This is a genomic window from Solibaculum intestinale (assembly GCF_040096205.1).
In the GTDB taxonomy this organism is placed as follows: domain Bacteria; phylum Bacillota; class Clostridia; order Oscillospirales; family Acutalibacteraceae; genus Solibaculum_A; species Solibaculum_A intestinale.
In genome coordinates, this window is sequence record NZ_JBBMFD010000018.1 from 38,779 (window position 1) to 59,164 (window position 20,386).

The 20,386-nt window shown below is 49.9% G+C and carries 18 protein-coding genes; 11 read left to right on the forward strand and 7 right to left on the reverse strand.

Features of this window, described 5'->3' with window-relative positions:
- Window positions 1-71: 71 nt before the first annotated feature.
- Window positions 72-647, reverse strand: coding sequence for an SOS response-associated peptidase (locus WMO26_RS10015; RefSeq protein WP_349220083.1), 576 nt, complete (start codon window positions 645-647; stop codon window positions 72-74).
- Window positions 648-652: 5 nt separating this feature from the next.
- The gene (locus tag WMO26_RS10020) at window positions 653-895 is read right to left on the reverse strand and encodes a hypothetical protein (protein ID WP_349220085.1); all 243 of its coding nucleotides are present in this window, start codon (window positions 893-895) and stop codon (window positions 653-655) included.
- A 202-nt stretch (window positions 896-1,097) separates the two neighbouring features.
- Here WMO26_RS10020 and WMO26_RS10025 point away from each other — a divergent pair, with 202 nt between their 5' ends.
- The 3 genes from WMO26_RS10025 to WMO26_RS10035 are packed head-to-tail and all read left to right on the forward strand — an operon-like array spanning window position 1,098 to window position 4,953.
- Complete coding sequence (locus WMO26_RS10025) at window positions 1,098-3,254, forward strand: DNRLRE domain-containing protein (RefSeq protein ID WP_349220086.1); 2,157 nt, start codon at window positions 1,098-1,100, stop codon at window positions 3,252-3,254.
- On the forward strand, window positions 3,244-3,912 hold the full coding sequence (locus WMO26_RS10030) for a hypothetical protein (RefSeq protein WP_349220088.1): 669 nt from the start codon (window positions 3,244-3,246) through the stop codon (window positions 3,910-3,912). The genes WMO26_RS10025 and WMO26_RS10030 overlap by 11 nt, the downstream gene beginning before the upstream one ends.
- An 18-nt stretch (window positions 3,913-3,930) precedes the next feature.
- Window positions 3,931-4,953, forward strand: a complete 1,023-nt coding sequence (locus WMO26_RS10035) for a hypothetical protein (RefSeq protein ID WP_349220090.1) — start codon at window positions 3,931-3,933, stop codon at window positions 4,951-4,953.
- Window positions 4,954-5,007: 54 nt separating this feature from the next.
- Here the strand turns inward: WMO26_RS10035 and WMO26_RS10040 are convergent, their stop codons facing one another.
- Together WMO26_RS10040 and WMO26_RS10045 are read right to left on the reverse strand one after the other, a co-directional pair.
- On the reverse strand, window positions 5,008-5,448 hold the full coding sequence (locus WMO26_RS10040; RefSeq protein WP_349220091.1) for a hypothetical protein: 441 nt from the start codon (window positions 5,446-5,448) through the stop codon (window positions 5,008-5,010).
- Window positions 5,449-5,466: 18 nt separating this feature from the next.
- Window positions 5,467-5,832 carry a helix-turn-helix transcriptional regulator gene (locus WMO26_RS10045; RefSeq protein ID WP_435431556.1) on the reverse strand — a complete coding sequence of 122 codons (366 nt, stop codon included), beginning with the start codon at window positions 5,830-5,832 and terminating at the stop codon, window positions 5,467-5,469.
- A gap of 253 nt (window positions 5,833-6,085) precedes the next feature.
- Here WMO26_RS10045 and WMO26_RS10050 point away from each other — a divergent pair, with 253 nt between their 5' ends.
- Genes WMO26_RS10050 through WMO26_RS10065 form a run of 4 tightly spaced genes read left to right on the forward strand, consistent with a single transcriptional unit; the run spans window position 6,086 to window position 8,092 of the window.
- On the forward strand, window positions 6,086-6,568 hold the full coding sequence (locus WMO26_RS10050) for an RNA polymerase sigma factor (protein ID WP_349220093.1): 483 nt from the start codon (window positions 6,086-6,088) through the stop codon (window positions 6,566-6,568).
- Entirely contained in the window at window positions 6,565-7,260 is a 696-nt protein-coding gene (locus WMO26_RS10055) for a DUF4367 domain-containing protein (RefSeq protein ID WP_349220095.1), read from the forward strand. The genes WMO26_RS10050 and WMO26_RS10055 overlap by 4 nt, the downstream gene beginning before the upstream one ends.
- A 40-nt stretch (window positions 7,261-7,300) precedes the next feature.
- A complete protein-coding gene (locus WMO26_RS10060) occupies window positions 7,301-7,780 on the forward strand; it encodes a hypothetical protein (RefSeq protein ID WP_349220096.1) in 480 nt (159 codons plus the stop codon).
- Window positions 7,781-7,810: 30 nt separating this feature from the next.
- Window positions 7,811-8,092 (forward strand): hypothetical protein, encoded by a 282-nt coding sequence (locus WMO26_RS10065; protein WP_349220098.1) that lies wholly within the window; start codon window positions 7,811-7,813, stop codon window positions 8,090-8,092.
- Window positions 8,093-8,129: 37 nt separating this feature from the next.
- Here the strand turns inward: WMO26_RS10065 and WMO26_RS10070 are convergent, their stop codons facing one another.
- Complete coding sequence (locus WMO26_RS10070) at window positions 8,130-8,342, reverse strand: helix-turn-helix domain-containing protein (protein ID WP_349220100.1); 213 nt, start codon at window positions 8,340-8,342, stop codon at window positions 8,130-8,132.
- A gap of 141 nt (window positions 8,343-8,483) precedes the next feature.
- Here WMO26_RS10070 and WMO26_RS10075 point away from each other — a divergent pair, with 141 nt between their 5' ends.
- Window positions 8,484-8,735: an AbrB/MazE/SpoVT family DNA-binding domain-containing protein gene (locus WMO26_RS10075; RefSeq protein ID WP_349220101.1), complete on the forward strand. Its 252-nt coding sequence runs from the start codon at window positions 8,484-8,486 to the stop codon at window positions 8,733-8,735.
- Here WMO26_RS10075 and WMO26_RS10080 read toward each other — a convergent pair whose 3' ends face one another.
- Complete coding sequence (locus WMO26_RS10080; RefSeq protein ID WP_349220103.1) at window positions 8,736-9,980, reverse strand: DNA polymerase Y family protein; 1,245 nt, start codon at window positions 9,978-9,980, stop codon at window positions 8,736-8,738.
- A 97-nt stretch (window positions 9,981-10,077) separates the two neighbouring features.
- On the opposite strand from WMO26_RS10080, the gene WMO26_RS10085 reads away from it, so the two are divergent.
- Both WMO26_RS10085 and WMO26_RS10090 read left to right on the forward strand, forming a co-directional pair.
- Window positions 10,078-10,617 carry a TetR/AcrR family transcriptional regulator gene (locus WMO26_RS10085; protein WP_349220105.1) on the forward strand — a complete coding sequence of 180 codons (540 nt, stop codon included), beginning with the start codon at window positions 10,078-10,080 and terminating at the stop codon, window positions 10,615-10,617.
- Between the two features lie 177 nt (window positions 10,618-10,794).
- Window positions 10,795-11,289, forward strand: a complete 495-nt coding sequence (locus tag WMO26_RS10090) for a hypothetical protein (protein WP_349220106.1) — start codon at window positions 10,795-10,797, stop codon at window positions 11,287-11,289.
- Window positions 11,290-11,333: 44 nt separating this feature from the next.
- Here the strand turns inward: WMO26_RS10090 and WMO26_RS10095 are convergent, their stop codons facing one another.
- Complete coding sequence (locus WMO26_RS10095; RefSeq protein ID WP_349220107.1) at window positions 11,334-13,892, reverse strand: glycoside hydrolase domain-containing protein; 2,559 nt, start codon at window positions 13,890-13,892, stop codon at window positions 11,334-11,336.
- A 432-nt stretch (window positions 13,893-14,324) separates the two neighbouring features.
- Between WMO26_RS10095 and WMO26_RS10100 the strand changes: the two genes are divergently transcribed.
- The coding region (locus WMO26_RS10100) for an RICIN domain-containing protein (protein ID WP_349220109.1) at window positions 14,325-20,386 on the forward strand (6,062 nt) is incomplete at its 3' end.

Below are 20,386 nucleotides of genomic sequence, written 5' to 3' on the forward strand. Positions count from 1 at the left end.
GGGATGACAAGGCTCCGGAACAATGTGTAGAGATGTGAATCGCGCCTGGGATAGAACCTAGAAACTTTTCGTTACACGGTTTCTCTTTCCAACATGGGTGGTGTTTGATGGAGAAGCTCCACCGCTTCTTTTTTGTGAAACAACCATTCCTCCAGCCTTTCTTTGGGAAGGACAACAGGCATCCGGTCGTGAATATCCCGGATGGAACGGTTGGCACCGGTCGTCAGGATGACATACCTCCGTTGTCCCTTGTATTCGTTATACAGGCCGGCCAGATAGGTAACTTCTTCTTTTGGGTACGCAAACAGATACTTTTGTTTGGTGGAGTCCTGTTTCCACTCATAGAAACCCGTAGTAGGGATGACGCAGCGCCTCTCCCATACGCTCTCCCGGAACATTCTCTTTTCTTCCACTGTTTCAGCGCGTGCATTGATCATGACGCCGCTTCCTTTAAAATGAGGGAAGCCCCAAATTTGAGGCTGCGCCCTTTGTTGATTTTCCACTCCCACCAAAACAGGAGCCGTGTTGGTGGGAAAAATTTCACCGGTTTTTACCGGAGTATTCGGGTAATTTCGGCTGACTTCCGCGATGATGGATAAAATCTCCCGATTTTCCTCGTCGGTAAAAAAGCTGTACCGTCCACACATAACTTCTATCCCTCTTTTCCCTCTACAAACCACTTAGGGGATTCGTAAAACAAATAGGTTGTTTTCCTTTTGATCTGTACGGTGTATCGTATCCCTTGTCCACCCGCTTTTAAGCTGGCGGCACGCCGGACGTCCAAAACCCGGTCGATCTCATAATTTCTTTCGTCTTCCCAATGGATACACAGCGGCGTGATCCTTCCTTCCACATCAAACCGCGCCGTTACCTCCACATAGACCTTCCTTATCATAGCGATGCCCCTCCCTTGATAGCATCGCCTGTTCTTTTCTTTTTATCCTATCCTTGTGTCTTTAGTCCATGCCGTTCTCATTTTCAATTATCTGTCAATTTTGTCTCTTTTTGTTGTTTGTTCTGTCAATATACATATTTATTATCGTAAAGTATAATTTATTTAGCGATATTTCGCTAAATAAATTTGAGGGGTGTCAAAAATGAAAGCGAAAAAATGGAAAGCATTGACCCTACTGTTCACCGTCCTATTCACTTGCCAGAGCATCATGCTTCCAACCATTTCCGCCGAGGAATCCACCCAGACGAGTGCGGCGTCTTCCACGGTCCTTGGCGAAGCCCAAGGGCTGCGGGGCCAATTTGAGAAGCACTTGGTCAACGACGACGGCACTATGACCGCCATCGTCTATTCCTCCGCCGTCCACTATGAAAAAGACGGCGAATGGGTGGACTACGACAACACCTTGGTCCCCACCGCCCGGGACGGGCAAGTGGTCTACCAGAATTCCTCCAACCCCCTTCAGGTTCAATTCGCCAAAGAGGGCGAGCAGGAGGACCTTGTCCACCTGGAGTACGACGGCCATCAACTGTCCTGGTCCCTGGCCACAGCCGATGTGGACGCCCAGCAACCGGTAGCCCTCATGAGTGTGGGCGCTTTGCAGCCGGAAATGCTGGAAACCATGTCTACCACAGTCGAACAATCGGAAGAAGTAGAAGCAGAGCAACGTGTCCTCGCCTCCGCTCAGGCATACTGGGGCGATGAGGATCTTACCGCTTCCGAAGCGCAGACCGGCGTAACCATCGATGGCATCGATACCGCCGTCCAAGCGGAGATTACCCAGGCAAGCGACTCCCAGGTGCAGGCCATGGACCTTTACGAGCAGGCCCAGAAATTGCCTCAGCTTGCATCCACAGTGGAATACGAGGATTCCTTCCCGGAAATCGACGTCCAGTACACCGTGGACAGCGAGACGGTCAAAGAAGACTTTATCCTAAACACCAAACCTTCCATGGATAGCATTGTCATCCGCCTTGAGACCAACGGACTCAACGCCTTCTTAAACGACGATAGAACCGTCTCCTTGTATCCCAGCGATTCCGAGACGGCGGTCTTCCACATGAGTGCGCCTTACATGTACGATGCAGCAGGGGCCGTTTGCCACGACATCGACGTCTCCCTGGCAAAATCAGGAGAGGGCTACCTCATTTCCTACACCCCTGACCGGGAATGGTTGGACGACAGCAGCCGGGTGTATCCGGTTGTCATTGACCCGACTATATATACCGACAGAGACACTTCCAACATTGACGACACCTATGTGCATCCCGGCGACTATGCAGGGCAGCACTACGGGGAGACCTCCTTCAAAGTGGGGACCTACCAAGGGAAGCTCAACCGGGCCTTTTTGCGGTTTTTGCATTATCCAGGAATTCTCGGCAACGGTAGCACAATTACAAGTGCCATTCTGCGGCTCTATACGGTTTCAGGAACCACCACAGCCAATGACTTTAGCATCTATGAGGTATTTAGCCCTTGGCAACCGGGGACCATCACTTGGAATTCCCATCAGAGCATGTCGGTCACAGATCTCGGCCACGGCGCTCCTTCTGGAAGTGTCAATTTCATTTATAGCCTTTGGATCACCGATGCGGTTAAAAGGGCGATTAACGGCCAAAACACTGGGTTTATGCTGCGCTATTTCATAGAGAGCACCAACGATTGGAACCAGATTATATCCGGCAACCATGCAACATCTGGTTCCCGCCCTCAAATTGAGATTAATTATACCCGGCCAGACTATATTCATTATTCCACAGGAGCCAAATTGACTGGCGGCGTTCGCGGAAGACGGTATTACATTGATCAATCGGCCAAGGATTTTGCCAGCGATGTGGAATCAGCCCTTTCCAGCTGGGAAATCGACAACACCGTTTCCTTCTCCCGCACCTACATCATGGGGCAATCGGTGATGGATATCTATTGTGAATATAACTCCGGTGAATTTGATGGCGCAAATGGATGGGTGGAGTTTTACAACACCAGTAAACAGAAGGTACCAGAAGTCAGCAGTATTAACGGGAATCTTGATAACGATCCCATGTACGACTGGTATTATTGTAAACTGTTTGTAAACTCAAAACATCTGAGAGCAAATACCGTAGACTCTAGAACCACCTTAGCCCACGAAATGGGGCACGTTTTTGGATTGGATGAAAACGTTTACTATCTTAGCGAATCATCAACACGAGACTATATAGCCAATACTCAAAGTATCATGTGTCAGGAAAGATTCGGAAGAGCCGTCTATACGGCCCAGGAATGCGATCGGAGAGGGGTCAGGGCTCTGTATGGTTATTAAACGAATGCTGTCGGCCGCTTTTGTTATCCTCCTCTTTTGCACGGTTTTGACCGGATGCTCCAACAGCAGCTCTTCCTCACAAGACCAACTGGGCCTTCACCTATCCAGCGATCCTTCGGATAAAACCGTCATCTCCACCGTCACCCGGCGGATGAACTGGGTGGTCGATTATTCTGACATGGAGGTGTTGGTCAGGGACTCCGACTTGATCGTCATCGCTTCGGTCCAATCCATCGACAGCGTTGTCGCAGAGAATGGGTTTTACAACACCCATGCCACCATCCGCATCTCCGATACCCTCAAAGGGCAGTCGTCGGATTCCGAGATTTCTATTGCCGCAACCGGCGGGTATGTCTCCTATGAAGAATACGTGAAAAACCTTCAGCCGGAAGAGATGGAGAAACAGGGCCTGGATTGGACCGAGGAAGAAAAGCAAAACGGCGTCATCAAAGCCCAAACCGACCAGCAAAACCTGCTGCAAGAAGGGGAACAATACATCCTTTGTCTAAGAGAAAGTGAAGAATTGGGTTATGTGACGGTGGGGTCTTACCACGGCATCATGCGGATGGACGGGGACAAGGTGTGGCGCAAGGAAAACGCCGGCATCTTTGACAAAGAGGCCATCATCCAGTCCATCCGCGAAGCCCAAGAATCCTAAGAAAAGGAGGATTTTTCTATGAAACGTCTTGTTGTTTTGACGGCCGCCCTGTTGGCGGTCTGTTTGGCGGCTTCCGGTTGCCAGGGGAACCGAGAGGAGGTCTCCTCTTCCCCTGTTACCTCCCAGGCTCCTGCATCGGCATCGGAACCGGCTTCTTCTCTGCCGGAGACAGAATCTTCCTCCAGCTCCAGCCGTAATCTTACGTTGGAAGAGCAATTTCAGGAGCAATTGGCCGAACTTAGGCACGGGTTATCACTGACCAATCCGGATTCTCCGGAACACGGGCGGATGAACAACGGTTTTGTGGGCATTCAGACCCAAGTGTATGACGAGGGAAACGTCCACATGGAGTACCCCGTTGTTTCTGACAACCGTTTTATCCCTGACGAGCTTCCCTACGGTAAGGTAGAGGAACCTGGTTATTTTGACGGGTATGTTAATATCCGAGAAAGTCTAAAAGAAGCTCCCTTCCTATTTCTCAAAAAGTACGATTTGGAATCGGAAGGTACCAGCTTGGATTTGACCTACAAAGTCATTCTCTTTGATCCAAGCGCCTTGTATCTAGACTATTACGGGACTTACACCAGTGCAACCGGGGAAAAAATCCCTGCTCACTTCATCTCTACTTATGGATGTGGCAGCGGCGAGACCGAAGAGACCGGAAAGTATATAAGTATTTCTAGTTACGTTGATATACCATACTACATCTTATCTCAAAGTGAACCCTATACCATTCAATCGGACGATCCTTCCAAACAGAAGGCGGCCGAAGAATACATCCAGTCTTTGGACTTTGATCAGCTTTATGATCTCTTGATGCCCATTTACTATCCTAAGGAACACAACATAGGCTCTATGGAGGACGGCGATTATCCAAAGGGCTACTATTACTGCAAAGACAGCAAGCTTATCACCATGGTGGAGGTCCCTGCGGAATATGGCTATTGGATTACCCTTACCTTTGAAATTGAGGATTTGATGAGTTATTCCGATTGGTTTGGGGCCAATATCAACCCCAACTGGGATGGTTCCTCATCCTGACACAAATGAAATAAAGAAAAAGAAGGCGTCCGGTTATCAACTGGACGCCTTCTTTTATTTTGCCTGTTTGAATGTTTTGATGGTTTTGCTGTGGTCGGTGACCACATCCTCAATGACTTGTACGCGGGAATGGACATCGTCCAGTTTCTCCTCCATGGGAGGCAGCTTATCCAGCTTGGAATTGTTGGCCACCTGGTTCTCCAAAAGCAGCTGCACCGTGGGGCCGATTTCATTTTCCAGCCGGAGGTCTGTGCGCGCTGTGGTCTCCTCGATAGTAGTGACTCGTTCCGTTAAATCCTTTATTTGCCCTGATAAAGAATTTTGCTGCACAGACAAAGAATCCACCCTAGACGTTAATCCATCCATTCTCTCCTCTACTTGGTTAAACCGTCTATCTACTTGCTCAAATCGTCTATCTACTTGGTCAAACCGTTTATCCACTTGATCAAACCTACTTAAAATCTGCGTTAAAATTTCTTTCATCTCTGCATCCATAGTTGGTCTCTCCTATCTCTACCGGCTGCCTACCATGCTCTCCATAATGACATTTAAATTTTCCAGCTCTTTGTTTGTCATCTTTTCCATCAGCTTTAACGATTTCTTTAACAGTGACGGGCTCCGAAAATTAGGATCAAAAAATTGTTCCGGTGTAATTTCCAGGTACAAACAAATATTAAAAAACTGCGTCATACTAGGAAGCGCTTGTCCAGATGATATATGGAAGATATAATTTCTCGATTTTCCCAATTCTAAAGACATCTGTACTTCGTTGACGCCTTTTTCCAAACGCAATTCGGTGATTCTCTTCCGGAAAAACTGCTTGAATTGATTGATTTCAGACTCTGTTTCTTCGTCAATTTTCTTTCGCTGATTTTCCAAAGTGTATCACCCCTTTACCTATGGTATTAGGATACCACAATGACATTTTCCAAAATTCCATTGTAGTATGTTTATTTCTGATATTTGTATTGATAAGTTACATTGAATAGTGTTATAATAAAACAAAACACCATTTGATGGTGATAACTTGAAATTATTGATTGATTTTTCCCCTTTAAAAATGATTCTTGTACTTTGCGAGGTGAAAGGAATGAAGTCCGTCCAACCATTAAATCCTTCGGATGCCGATTTTATGGGAGAGCTTTTTGAGAAATATTATCCCATGATGAAAAAAGCCGTGCTATCCGTAAATCCGGACAGCACGGAAACGGAGGATCTTGTGGTGGAGGCATTCATCCGTATCACCAGTCAAATCAACCGATTGAAAACACTGGACGAACCGGCTTTGGCCGCGTACCTTCGCATAACCGCCCGGAACGTCGCCATAAAAGACATCAAGCGGAAAAACCGGTTCCCCTTTCTCCATATTGAAAGCATCTATGAACAAGTGGAAGGTTCCCCTCAAGATGCCATCGAAAGCAACGAACAGTTTCAAACGCTCTTGTCCGGCTTATCACAAATGGAGAAAGACCTTCTCTTCCTCCGCTACTATCTTGACTACGATATTAAGGCCATTGCAAAAGAAACCGGTTTGCGCCGCGGATACATTTCAGAAAGGCTATACCAGATCCGTGGGAAGCTCCGAAAGAAGCTGGAAAAGGAGGGAGAACCATGAGAGAGATCGACGAGCTAAAAGAAAGGCTCGCTGTTTTGGAAGCCATCGAAAAAGAAAATCAAAAAACACTTTATGAAGCTCAGTCACTTCATAATGACCCCGATTATCGTCCCTCTGCCAAGGCAATAGAAACATTCCAAAAGCAATTGGAACACACCTCGCGCAAAAAGCACACAGTACATACCGTTCAGATCGTTGCACGTCGTGTTTGTTTCGCTATACTGGCCGTTATGTGTGTTGGCGTTACGGTAGCGTTTGCCGTCCCAGAAGCCCGTGCCCAGCTGACCGGCTTACTGATCCAGATCTCACAAGGCGGGGACAACCACTCCATCAACCTTGAAAATGGGGTATATATCGATTGGCAGGAAACCAACTATCCCCGTTATCTTCCGGAGGGATATGACATTTCCGGCATCTCTATCCTAGATGACATCCGTCAAATCGAGTACCGGAATGATGACCAGGCCGCCCTATATTTTTTGCAGCAAAACCGGACGGCCGGTGGAATGACCGATGGAGAAGAGCAAACCAATGCCGAACAAGTAGAGATAAATGGCAAGATCGGCTATTTGACTCAGAAAAACAACGACTGCACACTCCTTTGGGCGGATGAAACGTTTATTTATACCATACAGGGGACATTGCCGAAAGAAGAAATCATCCGCATGGCAGCCAGCGTCCCTACAGCATGAAAGCGTTTGCTTTCAAATAGAAAAAAGAAAGGTGAAGAAAATGAAGAAGAAACCAACCGCTGTTTTCACGGCCATCCTTTCCGCCGCGTTGTTATGGGGAGGGGTTCCCGCAGCGGCACAGCCGGCAATGGAGCCAAATATTGTGGTGTCCGATTCCAGTTATGTGGATGGGATCTCCCCACGCCTGAAGTACTTGAGCAGCGTGTTCACCGATATGACCATCCGAGGCAACCGTGCCGACTGTCAAGGCAACTACACCACTTTTCAAAATGTGAAGGTTCAGCTTCAAGTCATGCTGCAAAAGTCGTCCTTCCATTCCTCCCTCGATTCCGATTGGTCGGAGGTAGCGTCCTGGGACCTCACTTGGACCGGGCCGGCGCAAAAGATCTTGGCCCGCAGCTATACCGGCTTAACCCCTGGCTATTATTACCGTGTCAAGACCACGGCTACCGTACTCGATGGGAATGTGCCCTTGGAAACGGTGGTTGTGCATTCGGCGGTGAGCTATTATGGCGGCTAACGCACGGGGACGCTACGAGGAGTGAGCAACATGCGCGCGGATTACGAAGTCGGCATCTCCTTCCATCTCAGGCTACTGCGCTGTATCAAGGGTGTAAATCTCTTCGAGGTATGCAGGGAAACCAGGATTCCCTTCCGGACGCTATACCGGGCGGAACGCGGGTATTGCAAGCATTTGCGGCTGACTGACGTTGCTCTGTTGGCAAAGTATTATGCCGTCCCCATCCCTTACCTCTTTAGAGACGCGAAAAAGGATGCGGAATATCTCTTAGGCATCCTGCTGGAAGGACGGCTCAAACAAGCGGTCCGGTAACAAAAAAGTTCCACCGCTGTAAAAAGCGGTGGGACAACTACTTACGGTCCCGGCGGTTGGTCAACCCCGCCAGATAATCCAGGCTGACCTGATAGTGCTTAGCAAGAAGGATTGCAATGTTGAGAGGGATCTCCCTCTCTCCGCTTTCATAGCGCACATAGGTGGTCTTGTGCATGTGCAGGATTTGGGCGATTTCCCTCTGGCTCAAATCCGCATCTTCCCTTAGATCCCGGATTCTTCTGTACGGCACACAATCCCTCCTCCGCCAATTCTATGATTGACAGAATACACCGAATGGTGTTAACATGCTTTTTGTGAACACCATTCGGTGTATGTACAAAAAGAGAAGGGATTTTTTATGAAAAATAACAGATAGAGTGGTGGTAACATCATGGCTCGGCGATCCATTGGCGTAGTGAGGAAAACGGATTCTTTGGGGAGGGTTGTCCTACCCAAAGAAATCCGGGACAGTTTGGACATCAAAAAGGACGACCGTCTGGAAATCTTTACAGATGAAGATAGGGTTATACTGCGCAAATATGCTCCGTATTGCTCGGCCTGCGGGAAGTCCTATGAGGTGACGCAGATCGGAAGCATCAAACTGTGTGAGGAGTGCATCCATGCTATCAAAACCAGGTTTTAACTATTTCTTCAGGAACGCCTCTGGATGAATCACATGCTCCGCCACCGGATCCAATGCGGACAACCCTTCATCGGCCAGCATAATCCCACGCCGGATGCAGAAATGCCCGAACCGGCTGCGTAAGGAATCCACCGTGCGTTCCAACGCCTCTTGCTTTTGGCGTTTCTGTTCCTCTTCGAAAAGGGAAATCTGTTCATTCCCTTGGAGCATCAGATTGCAGGCCCGCACCCCTAAGCTGCGTACCGGACGCAGCGGACGGTTCTTCTCATAAAGGGCATAGGCAAGATCAAATATATCCTTGGCCGTGCAGGAAGGGGATTCCAAACGGCCCTGGCGTTCATAGGTATAGAGGGTACTATCCCGTATGGCAATCTGTACCGCACGGCATACAAAGCCGCCGGTCCTCAACCGTTCGGCCACACTCTCCGCTAAAACATACAGCGTAATCCTGACGTCCTGGTCCGTTGTCAAGTCCCTCGGCGTGGTGGTGCTGTTGCCAATGGTTTTGACAATGCCTCTGGAACCGAATTCACTGACTTCGGAGGTGTCCAAGCCGTTGGCGAACATCCAAAGCATGACGCCGTTTTTCCCCAGCAGCTGCCGCAGAAAGGCTGCGTCCATCTGCGCCAGGTCCCCGATGGTATGGATGCCAATCCTTTTTAGTTTCTCTTCGGTGGCCTTTCCCACAAACAACAAATCACTTGCCGGCAACGGCCAGACCTTCTCCCGGAAATGCGCCTGGTCAATGACGGTGGTAGCGTCGGGCTTCTTCATGTCCGAACCCAGCTTGGCAAAGATCTTGTTAAAGGACACGCCGACCGAAACCGTGACGCCTAGTTCGGACTTGATCCGCTCCCGCAGCGTATCGGCGATCCTTTTGCCGCTGCCGAACAGGTGGGTGCTGCCGGTCACGTCCAGCCAGCACTCGTCCAAACCGTAGGATTCCACCTGGCTGGTGTAGTCATAATAAATCTCCTTGGCCATGTGGGAGTATTTCAAATACAGGTCATAGTGAGGCGGGGTAAACACAATGTCCCGGCATTTTTGCCGGGCGAGCCAGAGGGGGTCGCCGGTTTGAATGCCAAACGCTTTGGCCCGGTCATTTTTGGCCAAGACGATCCCATGGCGGGCTCCAGGGTCTCCTGCCACCGCCACCGGCTTTCCCCGGAGCTCTTTCTTGTACAAACACTCGACGCTGGCGTAAAAGTTATTCAGGTCGGAGTGCAAAATGACGCGATTTTCCATAAGAACATCCTTTTAATCGATCATATGTTCTTATTGTATCACAATCACTTTCTCTTTTTCCGTGGTAAATGCTTCCTGTGAGTGGAGGGGAAAGCCAATGAAGGAACGGCAAATCCAAATTGCCCTTGCCGCCATGGATCTGTTTCTGGAATACGGCTATGACGAGGTTACCAGCGCAGATATTATGGCGCATTTTGGCCAAGTCCCCAGCGCCATGTACCGGCATTTCCACTCCAAACAGGAGATTTATCAAGAAGGCGTTGCCCTGCTGTCATCCAGGTTGGCGGACCGGTTGACCGGCAGCTTATCCTTCACAAACCTCCCTTTGCCCATCGTCATACCGATCCTCCCGACGCTTCCGCAGGTTTATCCTTATCCCATAGAGGACAAAACCAAAGGGATCCATCACGACCTTCTTTTTCGAATAGCGGCAAACATGGTCCCGATATGGGAACGGAGGCTGAAACAGGCGAAAGAACAAAGGGAGGTTGAAATAGACGATGTTTCCCTAAAAGCAAGGGTATGCGTATATGGTCAGATCGGGATATTCTTAGACGAAGGCTTATCCGGTCCAGAAAAAATAGACAAAACAAAAGAGTTCCTTTTTCACTTGTTGTGGATGGATAAAAGTCACTAAATTGAAAACATTTGATGACATCTCTTCTATTTTGATATACATAACCCCTTTCGAAGGAGGCCCGGTATTACAACACCGGGCCTTCTATTTAATTATAAAATTGATTTACTTAATTGGTACTTTCTGTTATTCTATATTACATAGTATTTGTAAATTTAGATTTGGAGGAATCCACACATGAATATCAAACGGCGAGGCTGGGTGATCTTCTTCACACTTCTTTCCATGTTCTTACTGATTCTTTCCGTTCCTCCCCTTACCTGGGTACCATATTTTGCGAATTGGGGTATTGGTTTGACAATCGGCGCCTTTTTATGCTATACGGCCGCCTGGTGCTTTGCTTTTTTCAGTACCGATCAACAGGAACGAACGATTTGGAAATTTATCCTCTTATACGTTTCCGGCGCCGTATTTCTTACAACCCTCATATACATTCCAGGGTTGACCTTTTCCCTTTGGATTGCGTGGCGGTCCGTTATTCTTATTGTGATCTGCTACGTCAGTTGCTTTGTTTGCGGATTTTTACTGTACCGGGAACGGGAAAAGGTCTGCCGTTTGTTGTGGACGTTGCTTGGATTCCCGCTTTTTTGGATTTTCCTTTTTTGCTTCGTTTATCTATTTGCAATCTTCTATTTATCTGGAATACGAGATAGGGCATTAGGGATCATTTGAATAAAGCGAAGGCGGCCCGGTTGTTTACCAGACCGCCTTATGGATTATTTTATAATTTTCTTGTTAACTTGAATGCCGGTATCCGTCCAAACCTTATCTTCGCCTTGGATCTTCACATCGAATACACGATTGCCCGGTGTCCCAACGGCCACAGTAAAGGTCCAATGCCGCAAGTTTTCCTTATCAACATAGGTACGGGTACTGCTGGCAAGTCCAGCTCCCGTTTCACTGAATAAGGCGATACTGGTAACCAGCTTGTTACTGACGGCTTCCACGGTAAAAGGCTCGTTAATTTTTGTTTCGCTAGCGTCTGTCTGTGCGCAGAACAAATGAATTTCAGATTGTTCCGTTGAAATGCCGTCCCAAATTTTATATGTGAAGGCTTGGGCCATAACTGGAATCCAGTCTGGATGATAAGAACCAAAATAAGCAACAAATGCGACATCCAACGCTGAAGTATTGGCCATATGATTTAATGCAATTTGGTATAGATCTTCTTTCCGAGAAGCCTCTAATTTTTCCAAAAAATTCTGATATCTTCTCTTGTATCCGGAAGTATAGTATTCTCGGAACACCTGATAAATCGGGGTATCGCGACAAAGCATTCCGAAATAAAGGCCATCGATGTCTTGAATGAAGTCATCCCAGCCAAACTTAGAAGAGATGGTCATACTACCAATAATAAGCGTTGTTTCATCTACAGACAAAACCGTTTGATCATAAGCCCCTGCTAATGACAGCATATCGCCAGCCCAACCAGCTAAATCATTCTTATCATTGTCAATGATTGGATAGTTGACAAGGAAGGAATTTGCGGTCATAGCCAAATGATCAACGGCAAACTTTTTTTGTGTTATAGGATCCACAATCGCTATTTCCGAAAGTGGAACCAAGTCTTCTGCAATACGGATATAATTCCATTCAATATGGCCTGCAACTAAATCCCAAAAGCCCCCGCTATAGGAAGAGTGGCGCAGATATTGAAGCACTCGAGAATTTGCCCCTAAAATGCCATCTGATTCCCGAAACTCCACAGCTGCATCATATAGAATTCGTAGTTGGTTAAAAAGTAAGAAATTATCACTTTTCTCATCTGGATTTACATGATCAATGCCCTGATCCCGGCCGGAAACAATGTTTTTGTCGATTCCAAGCGATCCCGCCCCGGAACCAACGGTATATTCAAGGATCTGGTCAAAGGCCCAGTTGGTTGGCATGGCAAAACCAAGATTACCGCTAAATCCGGTGGACATGTCTCCCACAAAGCTGTACACGGCGTATCCTGCGTCGCTGACAGTCTGGCAGGTGTTGCGGGAGCCATAAACGCCAACCCAATACTTTTCATCTAAATTTTCATGCACGGCTTTAAAATACGGGAGAATATTGTTCTCTACTTGGTAATCGTAGGCGTCAAAGTCCGCGGCGAAATAAATAACCGTCGATGTAGGAAACCCAAATTCTTCTGCTTGCTGGCTGGCGGCTAGAGCGTCCTCCTTACCCTGTTCGGCAGTAAAATATTCCGCATAGTTTCCGACCGTTTGGTAAATAGGCCACAACCGCAACCCGGCATTAAAAATCCGTTCCAATTCTTCGGCCGTCAGCTTCTTGTTCGCACCTCCGGAAATATACCGGCCTACATACTGGTACCCGTTGTCCTTGAGTGTTTGGATCATCTCCGACGTCAATGGGGTCATCATGTCCGCACCGGTACCCGGTCGAGAGGTGTCGCCCTTGCTGGACATCAGCGATGCCCAGGTTCCAGGCACAACCACGCCGTTTTGAATCGGCAAACACATAAATTTCTGGAATTCCGCTACTTTTTCCTTCAGGTTCTGGTCAAAGACGGAGCTTAAATGATTCTCGGTAGGATAGTTGTTAAAGAAAAGCGCAAACCGCAAAATACGGTTTAAAGCCGAACGATTGTTGTTTGCATCCAACATGGGGGCCAAGTTCAATGTCGTATCACCAAAAGAGCCGGTAGGACCTTCCGGCACTTCGGAAAGAATACCGATTTCCAGCTGAAACGCGGCAATCAAAACCTTATTGGTCTTTCTCTCATAAATTCCGTCACAAGGGATAATAGCCACGCCAACGCGATCAATGTAAGGGTAAAGACGAGCCGCATAAATCCGATTGAGCTCCTGCTGGATCTCACGCAACTGCCAATTACCTTTTGAAGATAAAACATATCCGTCTGTATTGAGCAACACCTCAAAAATCATGGGAGTTACTACACCGTCCACAGGTAATCCCGCATCAATCTGGAAATCCTGCACGCCTGCTTCCGTGTCCGCATTAAAATATCCATATTCCCCATATCCTGGGTTATATCCCTTGCACCACATAGCTCCCTGTAAGATATGTACCAAACTGGAATAGGAGCTACCGTATTCGTCCATTGATAAGGTTGGACAAGCCGCCCGGGTTTGAGGTCCAAACGTTCCAGTAGGAGTGGAGATCCCAAGTTCAATTTGGAGAGCTGTTATTAGTGCTTTGACCGTAACGCTTCCGGTTTTTCCGTTTTCCTCAATGGGGGTATACCCGTTACGACCGGTATACGTTTCATTGAGCCACTGCTGTACTTCTAAAACCTTTGCATCCATATACGTACCTCCAATTTATTTTTCTCGTTCATAGCTAGATCCGATGTAGAACGTATGTTCACAATATCACAAAAATCAACATATGTCTATTGAATTGGAAGATATGTGCACAAACTCTGCACACAGAAGAGTACATCAAAGATGAAGGGTGGTAAAGGTCCTTTTTCTGCAAAAAAGCAGAAAAAAGGTTTAAAAAACGATCTATTTGTTTAATATTTCGACAAAAACTATTTACAATTCCATAACAAAGTGATATTCTTTCACTATAAAGGAAGCGGCGGCCCAAGATTGCTTTTCCAAGCAGCAAAGGGGATGGTTCCCGTGGAGAAACAACAAAAGCACAAGGATAGGGGTATCCTTGTGCTTTTTTAATATGCAATTTTAAGGAGAAAGAAAAAGAACGGTTTGAGAAACAACTTAGGAGGTACAAAAATGAAAAGCAAACGGTTGCTCCAGATGATTTCCATGCTGCTGACCATTACGATGCTGCTGAGCGTGATGCAAATCGACGTGTTCGCCATAAAGCGCGACCCGTCCCAGCCTTCCATCCAGGACAGCACGGCCACTGCCCTGCCCGACCCGGAAGAGGAGCCGGAATACAAGATCATCGGGGAACAAAAGGAAAAACGGGACGCCACCACCAAATACTTTTTGACCGAGCATGGAAACGGCATTGCCGCCGTGTACAAGGAGCCCGTCCATTACCAGACATCGGACGGGACCTGGGAGGAAATCGACAATTCCCTTGTGGAATCCACCGACCGTATGGCGGGCGAGGTATATGAAACCGCGGCCAACGACGTGAAGGTGAAGTTTGCCAAGAAACGGGACCACAAGCGCCTGGTCACCCTGGACGACGGGAACTACCATTTGTCCTGGGGGTTTGAGGGGGCGCAGAAGAGCCAGGGGAACCAGAATGTCCAGCTCATACAGCCGGTGGAACCGATGGACGCGGCGGCTGTGGAGGAACCGGTTACCCAGGAAGAGATCCATGCATACAACCGGGAAATCATGGGGGTTTCGAAAAACCAAAGCGGGGCCCTTTACAAGGACGTCTATCCCAACATTGACGCCCAATATATTGTCACCGGGAAAACGGTAAAGGAAAACATTGTCTTACACGACAAGTCTGCGGCCGGGCAGGAGATTTCTTTTCACATCCGGCACAACCGGATGCATATCCGTGAGGAAGAGGACGGGAGCCTGTCCCTGGTGGAAAACGCAGAGCCCCAAGAAGTGATCTACACCTTCCAAGCCCCCTACATGATGGATGCCAACGGGGAAATCTGCAAAGACGTGCACTTTGCGGTTACGACCGGCAGCAACATCCACGAAAGCACTATCCAGGTCGTGGCGGACCAAGGGTGGCTGAACGCCCCAGAACGGGCTTATCCGGTGGTCATCGACCCCATTGCAGAAACCAGCCGGGCCGAGCAGAGCATTTTCGACACCTATGTAGCCTCCAGCCGTGCAGATGAGTGCAATTCCGCCATGGGTGCATTCTATGTAGGGAAGAACGCCTACGACGGCTTTTGCCACGCATTCATCAAATTCGTGAACCTGCCGGAATTGGACCAGGGCGCCTTGATCTACCGCGCCTACCTTTCGGTGTGGCAGGACGACTATTCGGCCAACAACGGGCAGGGGGTCAACATCTCCGCTGTAGAAGTCACTGGTGACTGGGACGAGACCGTCACCTGGAACACCCATCCGTTTTACGACGGGGATACGGTCCTGGATTATGAATACATTGACCAGGTGACAACCCCAACCACCATTACGTATACGGAAAAGGTATTCGACATCACCACCCAAGCCCGCAAATGGTACAATGAGCCCGACGGAAACAAGGGGATCATGCTGCGTTCCATGGAGGAAGTGGAGCGGTATGCAGTAGGACGGTTTGTGGCCTCCAACTATCCCTTTAACGATCCCCACAGCCGTCCTGGAATCTCGGAAGAGTATTTTCCCAGCGGCGTGTTCTACTACAAGAACACCTGGGGGATCGAAGATTACTGGAGCTATCACAGCCAGTCGGCCGGGCGCAGCGGCTCGGGCAGCATCAACGATTTCAACGGGAACCTGATCTACACCCACAGCGACGCCGCCACCAGCGGTAGCCGGCTGCCGGTGTCGGTGAGCCATGTGTACAATTCCGCCGACCGGGACGACGACTGGAAGTTCGGCCGGGGCTGGAGGCTTAACGTCACCCAGCGCATGGAGGCGTCCGGCCTGCCCACGATACGGGACACGGAGTTCCCGTATGTGTACATCGACGAAGACGGCACCCGCCATTATTTCTACAAAGATGGGGACATCTACAAGGACGAGGACGGCCTGGGCCTGGAACTGGAAGTGATCACCCCGGGAGCCGACAACATCCAATATATCGTCACCGCCAAGGACAAATCGGTGATGCGGTTTGACCAATGGGGAGCCCTGCGGCAGTACCAGGACCCCAACGACGACAACGAAATCCATTACAACTACGGCCCGGACGAAGAGCATCCCGGCGACAACTACCTGTACAATGTCACCGACGGTGCGGGGCACATGCTGTCCTTTGCATACAGCGATGGGCGGCTGAGGAAAATGACCGACGAGGCTGGGCGGGACACCCTGTACGGGTACGACGGTGCGGGGAACCTGACGAGCATTACCTATCCGGATGGAGAGGTAACCCAATTCCAATACGACTCGGACTTTAAGCTCATAAAGGCAATTGGAATCGACGGGTATTCGTTGGAATACGCCTATTCCAACGACATGGGCGTGGCACGTGTCACTCAAGTAACGGAATATGGCTGTGACGGAGAAAAAGGCCAGACAATCCGGATGTCCTACTCCAACGGCCTGATCACCACCTTTACCGACGGCGGCCCGGACGGCAGCATCGACACCGCCGAGGACAACCGCACCTACACCTATCATTTCGATAACCTTGGCCGGTGCACCGATGTGCGGGACGAGGAGGGCAACGCCAATTCCTACGAATACTTTACCGCGTCCCAGGATACGGACAGCGACGCGGACATGCTCAAGCACAATTCCCTTTTGGGCTCCGGTTCCACACAGAAGAACATCTTAAACTATGTGGATAACCCCGGCTTTGAGAACATCGACGACAATTGGGCGGCGGAAAAGATGACCACCGACCCCAATTATCCCTATACCGTGGAACGGGTGTACGACTGCGGGTATCTGGGCGGCAACAGCATGAAGGTCACCAAGGATTCTGCCGAATCTTCCTGCGGCTTTGGGCAGGACATCACCCTTCCTGCCTCCGGGAAGTACACCCTTTCGGCCTATGTGAAAACGGAAAACGTAGTGGACACGGGAGCGGAAGACGCGGGCGCGGTTTTGATGGTGGACCGGTCAGTAGGGGGCGTGCCCCAGTGCGACCGGATCTTCTCGGAATACGTCACCGGCACGACGGAAAGCGACGTCAGCAACGGCTGGCAGCGGCTGTATGTCACCTTTGACGCGGTGGCGGGGATCACCTACCGGGTATACGGGGTGGTCTGCAACACCACGGGCACGGCATGGTTCGACTGCTTCCAGCTGGAAGAAGGGGAAGCGCCCAACAAGTTCAACCTGATCCTCAACCCTTCCTTTGAACTTATGGACGGTTCTGCATTCCGAAACTGGGAAACAGGTGAATTTGTTTCCGACGACGGCAGCACCTCGGACTGCTGGAATGGGAGCAATGCGGTCAAGGTGTACGGGGAGCTGGGCAAGCGCAAGTATATCCGGCAATACATCAATGCTTCCGGCAAAGAGGGAGATATATATTCCCTGAGCGGCTGGGCAAAGGCGGAATGCATCCCGGGACGGGAGTTCCGCATTGCGGCTGCGATTTTGTACAACTCTGCGGATTCGAATGGGGATACCGTCCGCTGGGAATACCTGGACTTTAACCCCTATGTTTCGGATTGGCAGTTTGCCAGCATGGCCCTCAATACCGACGACGGGGATCCCACCACGACCCGGGGCTACAGCCGCATCGACCTGTACCTCTTCTACGGGGACAACTTAAACACCGCCTATTTTGACGACATCCAGCTGATCAAGGACAATTCCCCCAGTTATGTCTACGACGACGAGGGCAACTTAACCAACGCCCAGGACGCCGCCACCGCAAACGGCTTTACCTACAACGACGACCGGCTGTCCAAGCTGACCGAGCCCACCGGCTCCTCCTTTGAGTACAGCTATGACTTTGCCAAAAAGCAGCGGCTGCTTTCGGCCAAGAATTCGGAGGGTGTCAAGACCCTCATCGACTACGACCAATACGGCAACCCTGTTAAATCCTATGTCCAAAGCGACCGAAACACATCCACAGCCGTGACCGACGGGCGGGTGTATTACATCCGCAACCAGCAGTCCGGCAAGTATCTGGACGTGTACGACCGTGGGACAAGCCCCAACACCAATGTCATTCAATGGGAATACACCGGGGCGGAAAACCAGCAGTGGAAGGCCGTGTACGTGGGGGGCGGATACTACAAGTTCCTGCCTATGCATACCACCGGCCTTGCCCTGGATACCCGTGGCGCTGTTTCGGACGAAGGGACCAATATCGAGCTGTATACCGACAACAGCACCAAGGCTCAACGTTACAAGCTGACCATGGCCTCCGACGGGACTTACCGGATCGAGCCGGAGTGCGCGCCGGGCAAAGTGCTGACCAATGATTCCAACGGCACGGAAGGCGGGGAAAACATCGCCATCTATTCCATCAGCGACGAGGACGCCGACCAGTGCTGGTACTTTGAACCGGCGGACGACGGAGACTCCCGTTCAGCGCAGCCAGAGGATGGAAAGAGCTATTACTTGAGAGCACGCCATTCGGGACAAGTATTGGCATTAGAAAACGGCTCGGAAGAGACTGGAACGAAAGCAATCCAACACTATCAGCTCGACTGGCGGTGCGAATGGATCCGTCTGGAGGCGGTGCCGGATGATCCCGGTTATTATTACCTGATTCCGGGGAATACGCCGGACAAAGTCCTACAGCTCAGCAACGAAATCGCGTGGACTTCCAACCGGATTGAGCTGGCGGAGAACACAGGAGAAGACAAGCAGAAATTCCAGTTTGAATATGACAGCAATGCACAAGCTTATCGTATTTCCGCAAAAACTCAACCAGAAAATTGCATAGAAGTCGCTTGGGAATCTTATGATAAGAATGCAACGATTGTTTCCGGTTTCTACATTGGGACTTCCAACCAGCAGTGGATTTTAGATGAAATCTCTGAACAGATCCGCTCGTCTGTGGAGTACAACAGCGACGGAAGCCTGGTTTCCAAGGTAACCGACGCACGCGGCAACGGCACCACCTATTCTTACGAGGGCAACCCGGGGCTTGTCACCAAAGTAACCGACGCCAAGGGGAATGAAACCAGCTATACCTACGATCCAAATACCGACGCAGTGACCTCGGTCTCCTCCGGGAGTACCGCCAACAGCTATACCTACGAGGATGACCAGATCGCCAAGATTACCCACAACGGGTTCGACTATCTCTTTACCTATGACGGTTTTGGCAACACCACTCAGACCCAAGCAGGAAGCCAAACGCTGATGGCCAACACCTACGGCCCCTTCAACGGCCTGCTCCAGCTTGGCACCTACGGCAACGGCAAGACCGTGGGCTATTCTTACGACGAATTCGACCAGCTCATTGAGAAAAGCTATGACGGAACCCCCGCCTTCCGGTACAAGTATGATGCCAGAGGAGCCCTGTTCGAGCAGGAAGACCTGCTCAACAACATCACCACCCGGTATGAGTATGACCTGATCAACCGCCTGACCGGTGTGCGCACCAGCCACGGGCAGGAGCTGCTGGTCCGTTACGACGACAAGAACCGGGTGGACTTCAACCTCAGCAAGGTGCTGGGCATTGCCACCAAGACCCAGTTCCTCTACGGGGACACCTCCCAGCAGCAGAAGCCGGGGCTCATTTATGGGGTGAAGGTCAACGACAATCAGGTTCTCAGCTACGAATACGACGGCCTTTCCCGCCTTTCCACCCGTACCCTGAACACTTCCACTCCATTTGTCACCCGGTACGAATACGTAGAGGGAAGCGCTCCCAATTCCACCACTGCTCTTATTAAGTCGGTGCAGAACGGGGACGACATCCTCACCTATACCTATGACGAGTTAGGGAATATCACGGAAATTTGGAAGAACGGCAACCGGACCCATCGCTATGAGTACGACGCGTTGGGACAACTGACCTTAGCCTTCGACTATGTCTCACTCTGGGGTGAAGGCTATGATTACGACAGTGGCGGAAATCTAATTTGCAAAAGATATTACGATTTGATCACAGGGAATGAAACTCAGATTGTTGAACAAGAGATCTTTCGTTACGAGGACGCCAACTGGAAGGACAAGCTGACCAGTTACAATGGCCAGACCATCACCTACGATGAGATCGGCAACCCCCTCACTTACCGGGACGGCATGGCCTTCACCTGGCAGCATGG